At 63.6% G+C, this 12,415-nt stretch carries 7 protein-coding genes; 4 read left to right on the top strand and 3 right to left on the bottom strand.

Translation table 11 applies throughout. The annotated features are described in order from the left end of the window. The first annotated feature begins 40 nt into the window (after positions 1–40). Entirely contained in the window at positions 41–1,609 is a 1,569-nt protein-coding gene (locus FM113_RS16455; protein ID WP_013350259.1) for a recombinase family protein, read from the top strand. A gap of 1,216 nt (positions 1,610–2,825) precedes the next feature. Here the strand turns inward: FM113_RS16455 and FM113_RS16450 are convergent. Beyond that, on the bottom strand, positions 2,826–3,080 hold the full coding sequence (locus FM113_RS16450) for a hypothetical protein (RefSeq protein WP_140393397.1): 255 nt from the start codon (positions 3,078–3,080) through the stop codon (positions 2,826–2,828). Positions 3,081–3,408: 328 nt separating this feature from the next. Between FM113_RS16450 and FM113_RS16445 the strand changes: the two genes are divergently transcribed. Both FM113_RS16445 and mobF (FM113_RS16440) read left to right on the top strand, forming a co-directional pair. Next, the gene (locus tag FM113_RS16445) at positions 3,409–4,098 is read left to right on the top strand and encodes a hypothetical protein (protein ID WP_041649090.1); all 690 of its coding nucleotides are present in this window, start codon (positions 3,409–3,411) and stop codon (positions 4,096–4,098) included. 760 nt (positions 4,099–4,858) lie between these two features. After that, positions 4,859–8,332 (top strand): MobF family relaxase, encoded by a 3,474-nt coding sequence (gene mobF / locus FM113_RS16440; protein ID WP_087015916.1) that lies wholly within the window; start codon positions 4,859–4,861, stop codon positions 8,330–8,332. 4 nt (positions 8,333–8,336) lie between these two features. Here the strand turns inward: mobF (FM113_RS16440) and FM113_RS16435 are convergent, their stop codons facing one another. Further along, on the bottom strand, positions 8,337–8,852 hold the full coding sequence (locus FM113_RS16435) for a ClbS/DfsB family four-helix bundle protein (protein ID WP_041650241.1): 516 nt from the start codon (positions 8,850–8,852) through the stop codon (positions 8,337–8,339). Positions 8,853–9,044: 192 nt separating this feature from the next. After that, positions 9,045–11,579, bottom strand: a complete 2,535-nt coding sequence (mobF, locus tag FM113_RS16430; protein WP_087015928.1) for a MobF family relaxase — start codon at positions 11,577–11,579, stop codon at positions 9,045–9,047. A gap of 280 nt (positions 11,580–11,859) precedes the next feature. Between mobF (FM113_RS16430) and FM113_RS16425 the strand changes: the two genes are divergently transcribed. Continuing rightward, on the top strand, positions 11,860–12,415 hold a 556-nt coding region (locus FM113_RS16425), incomplete at its 3' end, for a DNA cytosine methyltransferase (RefSeq protein WP_140393396.1).

Here is a 12,415-nt window from a genome sequence, read left to right as displayed (position 1 = left end):
CCCACCTACCTCTCACACGAGAAGGAAGGCGGGCCGAAGCATGGGCCACAACGAACAAGAACAGACCACGGTGCCACTGCGGGCGGTGGTGTACGTCAGGATCAGCGACGACCCCGAGGGTAGCGGGCGTGGCGTTGATCGGCAGGAGACGGACTGCCGCGCCTACGCCGCCGCGCATGGGTGGGAAGTCGCAGCCGTGTTTCGTGAGAACGACACGTCAGCGTTTAAGCAGCGCACGATCACACTGTTGTCGGGTGAGCGGGTGCGGCGGGTGATCCGGCCCCAGTTCCGGGCCATGCTCAAACACCTTACTGATGGGCAATCGCAGGTGATGATCGCGTACGACCTGGATCGGGCGGTGCGTGACCCGAGAGACTTGGAGGACTTGATCGACGCGAAAGTCCTCGGCGGCTTCACCGTCCGCTCGGTAACTGGCTCACTACGGTTGGACACCGACTCCGATGTGGCGATGGCCAGGGTGCTCGTCGCGATGGCGAACAAGTCCTCTGCCGACACGGCCCGCCGTGTGGCGAGGGCGGCGAAGCAGCAAGCCATCGAGGGGACCTGGCATGGAGGCAGGGTGCCGTTCGGATACCGCGCCGAGAGCGGTGTCCTCTTCATTGACCCGGTGACCGGGCCGCTGGTGGCCGAGGCCATGCAGCGGGTGCTGGCCGGTGATTCCCTGTACCGGATTCGCAAAGACTGGAACGAGCGCGGCATACTCACCACCCACGGGTGCGCATGGTCGGACAGGACACTCAAGCTGATGCTGCGCAACCCCTCCAACAAGGGAGTGCGTGAGTACCGGCCCGTGCTACCCGATGGCACGCGTGCGAAGTCCTCGAAGATGCAGGTGCAGGCGGCGTGGCCTGCGATTGTCGATGAAGAGACCTGGCAGCAAGTGTCCGATGTGCTTGACGCGAGGAAGCAGGCCCGAAACTTCCATCAACCCGGCAGTGGCGCTGCGAAACGCATGTACCCGTTCTCGGGTCTCATTCGTTGCTCCGAGTGCGGAACAGCGATGATTCACCGAGGCAACGTGTACCAGTGCGTGCCACCGACGCCGGGCGGGTGCAACCGGTCGATTCGTTCCGCCGACATCTCAAAACTCGTAGAGGAAGCGGTGCTGGCGACCTTCGAACAGATCACTCTCCACCCGACTCAACGCCAAGCCTCCGGTACTGACCTGGCGGCGCGCGTCGGGCTCACGGCGACGCTCGAAGCAGATCGTGAACGTCTGGCGCAGTTGGATGATGATCATTATGACGGGCTGATCGATAAGGCGATGTGGGTGCGGCAACGTGCGAGGATTGCGGAGCGGATCGAGGCCACCCGTCGCGAGTACACCGCTACGATGCCCGAGCACACCGGGCCGAGCATCGACGTCACCACGGTTGCCGCTGAATGGCAAGGCCGTACCCCACTGTGGCAGTATAAGGCGACGAGCCTGATCATGCAGGCGGTGCTTGTTCATGCGCTCCCGGAGGGTATGAACGGTGCGACTCCGGCTCGTCGGCGCAACGAGAGCGTTGAGGCGTTTCATCTTCGCCGAGCTGCGTACCGCACCGAAGTTCTTGCTCACCGGGTCGAGTTGATCTGGCGCGCCTAACTCCCAGCATGATCAGGCGTGGTGAAATTCCTCGCTCTGGACTACTCGACGGTTCAGGGCGCGGGGCTTTCTCGCGTCTCGCCTAAAACACGGTTCGTCGTTCGAGGCGCGGAGCACAGCCCTCGCAGTTCAGCCAACACAACCGGATCACGCACCACCGCTGCCAGACCCTGTGCGTGACGTGACGCAACAGCCAGTCGCGCACCAAGCGTGGCGGAAGCCTGCGCGCGCGGCGTCTGCGAGTACCGCAACCGGTCGCTTGCGGGAACAGTTCGGCCCGGTGTGGGATCGGTAATGATGTCCATACCCGATAGGTGCGCAACCACAGCATCTGGTATCCCTTAGAAACGTGAGCTACTATATATGCTCACACAACTCAATCAGGGGCCGCACGGCTGACGCGGTTCACAACCAGCGGGAGTGTTGATTCAAGACCACGCTGGCGCACCAGAGTCGGACTCACCTCCGAACCGCTTTTACGTAGATGAATCACGGGGGTGCTGATTCGGCACCCCCGTGATTCATCCAGATGGAGGCTTTCCCCGGGACACACGGTGTCGCCGAATCGACGGGACCGTAGAACGCTCACGGTTCACCTGGAGACAAAGAAAGCCCTGGTCGCACGGTGGTGCCACAGTGGCTCCACCGTCACGATTCACCCCGAAACCGTAAAACCCCTGATCCTGCGGTGCCGCCACAGTGGCGGGACCGAAAAGAACTGACGTCATCCAGAGAGACTCCCTTGGGCGCGAAGTAGGAGCTTCCGCGCCCACCCGCATTACTGCTGCGAAAGGGGAATCGGCTTGCCCGACAGTGTTTCTGCCTGTGTTTTTTAGGGAGTTTGAGCGTGTCAAGTGCGACGGGGAAAGCCTCGTCGCTAGCGTTCGTTGCCAGGATGTCGCCACATTGCCGCCCCACGGAGGCGGATGATCTGAGACTTCTGAGCGTCTGCCGAATGCGGATACGAAACGGCTACAAAGTGCTGCGTCTAATCTGCTCCCAGCCTGTGTGATTGCGCCATGAGGCCGTCACTAGAGCTTGCTCCGAGGAAGTGAGCTGCCCGGTGAAGCACACGGCGCAGGACTGGTTTGCATGACATTCGCTTCGAAGGAGCGCTCTGACGAGATTTGGTCGAGCTTGAACCGGCGCATCTCGGCCGGTGGGTCGCAGGTTTTGGTCTTTTAGTGAGAACACCCGCACAGTTCAGAAGGGTGCCTCAATCCCGCTCAGGGAGCCGACGCATGATCATTGCTCCGGCGAGCAGTGCCGCCGACAGTGGCAGCGCGAAGAAGGTGGCGACCCTGCTAAAGAATCTCAGTACAGCCAGCAACTCCTGGTAATGGACGTTGAGCTGGGTGAGGAGCTCCGTCACACCCATGGTTCCGATGATGCCAAGCACGAGGAGCCAAATTGCGGAAGTTTGCATTTTCTTTGCGAAGGCTGCGTTGGTCTGCGTGGTCTGTTCGATCATGTTCACGGTCCTGTATCCTCCCGGCGCTCCTGCCCCCGAACTCGCTTCTCGACAGGGTGTGGCGTCGGGGTCTGGTTCCATTCCACCTTGCCACAATTGATCAGGAGTCACTACTGGTGCGCTTCAAACGTTTCTGGGGTCCTGGGCTCCGACATCGGAGAATAGCGTTGAGGTGCCACTTCACGCTCAAGGCTCGACGAGCGTTGATGATCAGAGATGGAAAATTAACACAAGTGGCATTTTGAGTTTTCATGACATACGTTGAAGGTAGCGCTATCGAAGAGGACCTCGCCTAATTGAAACTCAATGTGATTTAGGAGTGATTGTCGTGAAGACATCCTGGAAGACTCGTATCGGGATCGGTGCGACGGCCGCACTGTCTGCCATGATACTTGCGCTGGGTAGTCCTGCGTATGCAACCGAAGGCTCTGCGCCGCCAGAGCCGGGCCAGGCTGAAAGTGATATCGAATACACCCCCGTGAAGCCGACCGCAGACAAGGTCTTCATTAACGGAGAGCCAACCGATATCGCTGTGATGCCCGGCTTTGATCCAACGGCCCCTGCCGTGGTGATCGACGATAAAGGCCCGGTAGCGGTCGATGACCTCTCGGTCGTCAGTGCCGACGGCCTAGTTAGCGAGCTGTCGATGGTGTCAATCACTGACAGGGCAGCCCTCGCAAGCTGCTGGACGGGCTGGGTAGCTCCGGGGACCGGAACATGGTACACCTCCAACCCGGGATGCTCCGTTATCGGCATCTCGCCTTCCGCCACCGCGGGCTACGACTGGACGGTCGACTTCAATTCTCTCGGTTCTGCGTGTCTGCAGGGACGCGGCTACCAGGCTCGTCATCTGCCGGGCGGTGGCACCGCTTGGGATGAATACTTCGCCGGACTCGGCTGCGGCGGCGGCGGAAGCTTTGGCGGTGGCACCGTGAGCTGGGGCGAAGTAGCCTCAACGAAAGTCGTCAAGGCATTGTCCTACTCGGTGCCTACAGGTGCCGCTGGCATGTACCAGTAATCAGCAAACTGCGCTATGACGCTGGGCGGTGGGGAGGTTCCTCACCGCCCAGTTGATTTTCTCGGCGGGAGGGAAGCTCATCGCTAGGGAAAGGGTGCCCAATCTCCACGCTCTTCGGTGAGGTTCCATCAACGCGCGGTGTTTGGGTGCGTCCCAGATAGATCTGGTTCATGTCGTGGAAAGCATCAAGCGGCTCGTGCTTCTGCTTAGATCCCCTCACGACCCGAACCACCAAGCCTATGCCGATCACAGACCAAAGAACGATTGTAAACCACGGCGTCCACGGTGCTCGAATCGCCAACGATATAGCCCAAGCGATGAACGCAAGGACCACCACAATCCAAATACCAATCCTAATCAGGCGTTGACGTGCCAAAATAACCTCCAAAATATCTCCCTTGTCCCGTACGATACCGGCCAAACATAAGCAGGACATCACCTCCCCATTGGCGCTCAGCAGCTGACTTCTCGACCGGCAAGACCAAGAAACTCATCTCGCTTCTGCCTTGTTATGACTCCTGAACTGAATCATTCACAAACCCTCTCGCCAATCCGATGGCGAATTATTTTCAAGCGAACCACCTCCAAGTGCTCGCCCGATTTCCAACCTCTTCTTTCGGACACAACCGCCGATTCGGATACTTCCAACATCTCACATACTCTCCTGAATTCACATACTCTCCTGAATTGAATTGAATTGAATTGAATGCACGTATGCCACGGCGGGGCCGTGGTGCGCACCTTCCTCATGAGACGACTCATGAGGGAGGCCAGGGTGAAGGGCGGGGTGATCCTGTTCCGCGGCAGCGGTGCTGCCGCGCGCCGCTATGTCGAGGCCGACCGCTCCCGCGCTGACGAGTACTACCTCGGCGCTGACAACGCGGTGGCTGAGTATGCGGTGCTCGACGGCAGAGGCGAGGTCACCGCCACCCGATCGCTCGCGGCGGACGAGTACGAGGGATGGGTGGACTGGACCAACCCCGTCACCGAGGAGTTGATGGGCACCCCACGCACGGCCACCGAGGGCGCGAAGGGGTCGCCGTTGTTCGCGGAGATGACGATCAACGCCCCCAAGAGCTTGTCGGTAGCCGCCGCCCTCCACCCCGACGTGTCGGCAGCGCTGGACGCCGCCCAGCAGGACGCTCTCTCAGAGATACGGCGGTGGCTCGGCCAGCACTCCGTGACCAGGGTCGGCTCTCGTCAGGCGCGAGAGGTCGTGCCCATCGAGAGCATGCAGGTCGTCGGCATCCGGCACAAGACCTCGCGTGCGGGTGATCCGCACCGGCATATCCACATGCAGATCGGCACGCGGGTGTGGGCGGCTGGAAAGTGGCGGGCGCTGGATACTGCCGCGTTGTTCAAGCAGCAGGGCGCGATCCGCGCGTTGGGTGCGGCGGTGATTGCCGCGCACCCACAGCTCGCGCGCACGCTCGCCGAGCACGGCCTGACTCTGAATCCGGCCAGCGGTGAGGTGACCGAGTTGGAGCCGTTCAACGCGGTGATGTCGAAGCGGTCGGCGCAGATCAGACGGAATCTCGACCGGCTCGAAGCCGAATGGGAAGCCCAGCATCCGGGCGAGGCGCTTGGCCCGGTGATGACGGCGCGGTTGCAGGGCATCGCGTGGACGCACCAGCGGCCCGGCAAGAGGCCCGCTGACCTGAAGAACGAGCGATGGTGGATGCAGGAACTCCGCGACGCCGGATACGACCCCGCAGGCCTTGAACGCCGTACGGTGCTACCGGTGGTGTCGGTGGATGACCTGACCGTGCGGGAGGTTGCATCGCGGGCACTGGACCGTACCGCCGCCGCATCCTCGACGTGGACACGGCACGTTATCCAGGAGCACGTCACTCGGATCATCACCGAGCACGGCGTGCAGGCGACGTCCGCTGAGTTGCGGGAGTTCATCACTATGGCGACCGGGCTTGCCGTCTCGGATTGCTTCTCCGTCCTCCCGCCAGACGCGGCGGCGCCGGAGCATGTCGCGCACCTGACCAGCCTCAGCGTGGTCGCTGCCGAGACCGCACTACGCGACCAACTCACCGCCGCGACACCGCAACGGGAGCCGGAACCCCCGGATATAACCGAGGCCGCGCAAGCGGCTGGGCTGGATGAAGGGCAGGCGGTCGCAGCAGCGGCGGTTGCTTCGGCCGATCCGCTGGTGATCGTGGAAGGAGCGGCGGGTAGCGGGAAGACGACGATGCTGCGCACCGCCATCGAAGTGGCCGCTCAGCACGGCCGAGTGTCGCGGGTGGTTGCGCCGACGAAGAAGGCCGCGCAGGTGGCTGAGGAAGAACTTGGAGTTCCTGCAACGTCGGTTGCGGCGCTCGTGTACGCGCACGGATGGCGATGGAACGCTGACGGCGTATGGACACGCCTCAACCCCGGCGACAGCGACCCTGACAGCGGACGGAACTACACCGGCCCGCCGAGGCACGCGCGACTGTCGCGGGGGGAGCGAGTGCTCGTCGACGAGGCCGGGATGCTCGACCAAGACACCGCCCGCGCCCTCCTGACTGTGACGGCTGAGGTGGGGGCGACGGTCGCGCTCGTCGGCGACCGCGCACAGTTGCCTGCTGTGGGCCGTGGTGGGGTGCTCGACATGGCCGCGCAGATCGGGGGCCGCACCTATGACATGACCGAGCTGCACCGCTTCACCGATGCCGAGTACGCGGCGTTGACGTTGTCGATGCGTGACCGCGACATCCCCGGCAAGGTGTTCGACCAGCTCGCCGCGATGGGGCTGGTGATGTTGCACGCTGATGACGAGCATGCCCGCGAGCACATCGCCGAGCATGCCCACGACGGCGAAGCCATCACCGTCGCCACCAACGATGAAGCCGCCGAGTTGAACGAGCGCATCCGCGCTGGGCGCATCGAGGGTGGCGAGGTTGATGACGCGGTGACGGTGACCGGCAGTGATGGCCTCCCCATCGGTCGAGGCGATGCGATCCAGACCCGGAGGAACGACACCGCGCTTGGAGTCGCGAACCGGCAGCAATGGGTCGTGCAGCAGGTCACCGATGACGGCACCGTTTACGCCCGCGAGGTCGGCAGTGGCCGCAAGAACCCCCGCACTGTCACCCTCCCATCCGAGTATGTGGCAGAGCATGCGCACCTGTCCTACGCGGCGACCGCGTACGGTGTCCAGGGCGCAACCGTCACCACCTCCCACACCTTCTTGTCGGAGGCCACGAGCGCGGCAGGCGTCTACGTCGGCATGACCAGAGGCCGCGAAACCAACCGGCTGCACGTCGTCGCTGATAACATCTCAGACGCCCGGGCGCGGTTCATTGAGGCGATGGAACGCGACCCCGCTGACCGGGGTCTCGATCACGCCACCGCCCAAGCCGTCGAAGCGGTGCGAAGCCTCATCACCGATGGCCCAGTCAAGCTCGTTACCGAAGAACTGGCTCGCCTCGACCGGGAGGCCGTGCGCGCCCAGAGTCAGGCGGAAAGGTGGGAGCGGATCACCGCACGCCTTGATGCCCAACGCGACGCGCATCGCGCCGAAGATGAGCAAGACGCCGCCGCGATCCACGTGGCCGAGGTCGCGGCCGAGCAGGTGCGCGCCGAGCTCACGGGACCGCTCGTTCAACAAGCAAAGCAGGACGGCACGGCCTACCTCGATGCCGTGGAGAACGAAGCCACCACCAGTGCTCGAGCCTCGACTGTCGGCAGATTCGGCAAGCGCAAAGTCCGCGCCGAGCACCAGGCCGCCAAGGAGCAGGCGCAGGCTCAGTGGGAGTGGGTACGCGACGGCTGGGGCGATGAACCGCCCCGTACTCGCCTGGGGCTCCACACATGGGCGGCGCAGGCAGCGGCACGGAAAGCCGAGGATGACCCCCGCGTGAGCGATGCCGTCCGTGCTGTCGAAGCAGCGCACGCCGAACGCAGGATGACTCAGCAGCGACACCGCCAGGAGCGTATGGCATTGCTGTTCATCGAACTCGGAGCCGACGAAGCCCGCCGCGACCAGTTCGGAATGCGCACCACCAACCCGCACCGTAACGCCCAGAACGCCCGCACGAGAGCCGCCCTGAACCGCGCCGAGGCCGACGAACTCCGCAGCCTTCCCGTCAACGCCGCCGCCCGGCGCATCGAGGCTAACCGCGCCGAACAGGAGCAGAAGCGGCAGCAGGCAGCAAGGCGGGCGCGACAACTCCAAGAGCCGTTCGAGCGAGACTCTCACCCCAGCAATTCGCGACGGGAAGGACCGGGGCGCGGACTCTGATGCGCTACGCGGTCGTGGACTGCTCTCGAAGCCAGGCCCTGATACGGCGGCGCGCGTTGGCGTATGGCGAAGAAGTGTTGAACTGGATCATCCTGCCTGCCGTGTACTTGCCGTACCAGGGCTCTCCATACAGTTCCTCGTCACTGAGTCCGGTAATGAGGGAGACAATGCCGGACTTCGCTTGCTCGAAACGCTCAAGCAACTCGGGCCACGACAGGTCGGCGTAGTCGCGGTAGAAGCGTTGAGCAAGGTCACCGAGCTGATTCCACGTGAGCCCCGGAGCTGGAAACTCGGGTTCAATCCCACGGCTCCGCAGCTCGTGCCAGGACAGCACCGTTTCGTTCCAGCCGATCAGATACGCCACCAGATCAGCCGGGCTCATCATCGTTTCGGCTTTGTGCCCTGGCAATGACATCTCACGCGCCCGCGTCTCGGGCACCCGGACAAGATCGCGGGCAAGCTTGCCGTATCCGTCCTCGACGGCGTACAGCAACTCAGCCTTGGACTGCGGAACCGCCAAGCCATGCTCCAATCTCCGGTTACGTGTCTTCTCCCAGTCTCCCATTGTGCGCTGACCGCCCGGGAGAGAGGCCAGCGACCTCCGTGCGGTCAACGCATCACCGGCGCTTAGGCGGCATGTCCGTGAGTCGCCAGTAGACTAAAACTGCGCACACGCGCAGGATCACAGGTGAGTGTGTTTGGGGCACCTCGGCTATCCGAGATCAACGTTCTCCGAGACATACCCCGCTGGCAGGAGGACGGTTCCTCGGCTCCCGGCTCGGCGTGCAATGAGTGATCCGTCGTCGCGAACGTCGATTATGGTCCATCGGTCGCCGTTGCGCACCCATCCGCGGCCGGCGCGGAGGCGTCGGTCATTGTGGCGGGTGATGATCGTGTCGCCGACGGCGGCGCGGGCGTCGTCGTGGAGGGCGACTTCTCGGATGGCGTTTACGGTGCCGTCGAGAATGAGATCTGCGCGGGCGCGTTGATTCAGGGCGTGGACGGAGTCGTTGGAGTCCGCGATCAATACGGTTGCCGCACCGGCGAGGGTATCCGCGCGCCAGGCTGTGTAGGCGGCGTTGATCATCGCCTCTGTGCCTCCGCCGGTGATGCGCGAGTGGTCGGCGTAGGCGTCGATCGCTTCGGTGCGTCCGTGGCGCAGATCGAGTGAGGCGGTCTTTTCCCAGTGGTTGACGAAGCGGTGCACGTCGACGAGCTCGGGGGCGTCGTCGCGGTCGTGGACGAGGAGGGAGAACGCGCCACTTGCGGAGACGGATTGCAGTTGCGCCCAGTCACCTACCAGCAGGACTTTCGCGCCCACCTCGGCGGCGTGTTCGGTGACTCGATCCAGCGACAGGGTGCCGGCGAGTGATGCTTCGTCGACGATCACGAGTTGCCCTTGCGTGAAGGTCGCGTCTGCCTGTTGGTGGTCTTGCCACCACTTCGCAGTGTTCTCCGTCCGAATACCGAGATCGTCAGCGAGGACCTGCGCGGCGACCGCGGACGGTGCGAGCCCGACGACGCTGCCGCGCCCGTGCTCGCGTTCCCATGCGGTGCGCAGGGCGCGCATTGCTGTTGTCTTTCCTGCGCCGGCCGGCCCGACGAGGACATCCACCGCCCTTCCAGAGATTGCGATCCGTGCAAGCGCTGCAACCTGGTCATCGCCGAGCACCCGGCCATCACGATCCATGCGGCGCGCAATCTTCTCGATGGTCCGGATAGAGACTGTCGGGCCGGTGAGGATGCGGGCACGCTCGAGAAGTCGATCCTCCGCAGCCATCACCTCGATTGAGGAGTACACCGTCGATCCTGTCGGCCGGAACCGGCTGCTCCCATCAGCTCGACGGAATATGGCAGGGCTCGACGCGAGCTCGGGTGGCGTGAGGCGCAGGGACGCGTGCTCTGCGACATCGACCACCATACCGACGACGACTTCCCGGTCACGAGTGGTGGCGAACCGGTAGGACATCGTTTGGCGTGCTGCTTCGGCGGTGAGGTTCCACGTTCGCCATGTCGCCCGCTTCTCACCGACTGCCTCGACCACGCTGTGCCCGAGCGAGTCGATCACGTCCAGAGGGATGTCGTCAGCGCGCAACAACAGTGGCGCGTCGTTCTTGGTCACGGTGCGCGCCCATCGTGTCGCGTCTTCACCCAGGAGGTACGTCGCTCTGTCCCGCCACAACGTCGTGAGACCGGCAAGGGAACGAACCTGCTTCTCGGGACGGGTGGACAACGTTGCTTGAGCGCGGAATCGAACAATGGTTGCAGGTGATGGTCTGCGACCATGCACGGCGACGTGTTCTGCGATCAGCCGATCAGTCTCGACATCGATGTGACGTGCGCGCGTGGAGAACTCCGCGACGAGTTCCTCTGGAACCGTGGTGATCGCCCAGGCGGGGTTGCGGTCACGACCCATCTCCCGCGCCTCCCATGCGACGCCGAGCGTGCGGGTGAGGTGATCCGCGAACACGGCTTCGTGCAACTCCGACAACGCAACCGTCGCACCATGCAGAGGGCGCCCGTCAAGAGAGCGCCACTTGCCATCGTGAACGGTCTGCACCTTGTTGGAGATCACCACGTGGGTGTGCAGATGCGGATCGCCTGCCCGCGAGTCGTAGTGATCGAACGCGGTCGCAATCACACCGGAGACTTCCGCCTGCGCTACAGCCCCGTTGCGACCCACCGCGCCCACACGGGTTGCCGCGACCTCGCGTTCGATGTACGCAACCATCTCCGCAACCGCTGCGTGATGTGCGTCTGCAATCAGAGATTGCGTTCCCGCATCTGCCACCGCCCAGAGAACTGAGGCGGACTTCGGAATCGAGAACGTGAAATCGAACCCCGCAACTGCCTTCCGCACCCCGCGCGCACGCTCGTCGGCCTCGATTGTGGCGACGGCTTCGGCGCGCTCCATCACCGGAAGGTCGGTGTCGAGGTTCGCGATTCGGCGCTCGATGCGCTCGGTCGCCGTGGGGAACTTGCCGTATGCGCGGCCGAGAGCTGCCTTGGTGACGGGGTCGATGCCTTGGCCAATCAGTCGTTGCAGTTGTTCCTCGGTCACTTCATCGCCGATGGCGATCGTGCCGCCGCCGAGCGCCGTGACCGCTGATCCGATCCAGCGACCCGGCGGAGTTCCTTCTTCTGTGTAGTACCTCGTGAGTGGTGTGGAGAGTGCGCGGTCACCGTCCCCCGTGGCGACGGTGCGCAGGAGGTACTTGTAGCCGTCGCCAGCAGACATCACCCTCATCGAAACCGTCACCGCTCACCACCTTCATCCTGCTCACGAGGTGAACCTCCGCACCCATCGGCAGGCCGCCCGAGAGGCGGTTTCAGTGACGGCGCGAACCTCGTTTGCAAGAGGCGTGACAACCCGTTCGAGCGAACCGCGAAGGGATCAGACGAGCGGACCTTCGGGCGCGGCACGCGGAGTGGTGGCGACCGGTCTGGGCGTCGGTCGTGCACCTGATCGGTGACCAGCTCGGAGTGGCAACGCGACTCCGGGGATCACCGAACCAGGAGGCTTGCCGATGGCAGATACGGCTCTCACCGACCCCGCCGCACCGCTGCGTGTCGGGTCGCTGTTCTCCGGTTACGGAGGACTCGATCTCGCCGTCGAGGAAGTCTTCGGGGCGAAGACGATCTGGTTCTCTGAGATCAACGAACCCGTCGCCCGCGTCTTCTCCCACCACTGGCCCGAAGCCCCGAACCTCGGAGATATCACCACCATCGACTGGGGCGCCGTCCCATCGGTGGACATCCTCTGTGGCGGGTTCCCATGCCAAGACGTATCCACGGTCGGGAAGATGGCTGGCCTGAAACCCGGAACACGCTCCGGCCTCTGGGCGCACATGGCGACAGCGATCGACGCACTGCAACCCCAGTGGGTTGTGATCGAGAACGTCCGCGGGCTGCTCTCCGCACCCGCAATCCGCGCAAAACTGGAAGGAGGAGACGATGAGAGATGCAACTCCCGAGATGCAACCCCCGAAGGCGCAACCCCTCGCGGTGTGGAACCCGACCCTTGGCACCTGGGAGAAACCGCAACTCGACCTCTTCGGGCTGCAGGAGCAGTTCTGGGAGACC

The organism is Leucobacter sp. 7(1), from assembly GCF_900163635.1.
Taxonomy (GTDB): Bacteria; Actinomycetota; Actinomycetes; order Actinomycetales; family Microbacteriaceae; genus Leucobacter.
This window is presented reverse-complemented; position numbering and strand designations above follow the sequence as displayed.

Excerpts from the sequence above, each read along its gene's own strand:
- FM113_RS16455 (WP_013350259.1), top strand. The coding sequence starts at position 41 with ATGGGCCACAACGAACAAGAACAGACCACGGTGCCACTGCGGGCGGTG.
- FM113_RS16450 (WP_140393397.1), bottom strand. The coding sequence starts at position 3,080 with ATGATCGAACAGACCACGCAGACCAACGCAGCCTTCGCAAAGAAAATG.
- mobF (WP_087015916.1), top strand. The coding sequence starts at position 4,859 with ATGAGGGAGGCCAGGGTGAAGGGCGGGGTGATCCTGTTCCGCGGCAGC.
- mobF (WP_087015928.1), bottom strand. The coding sequence starts at position 11,579 with ATGAGGGTGATGTCTGCTGGCGACGGCTACAAGTACCTCCTGCGCACC.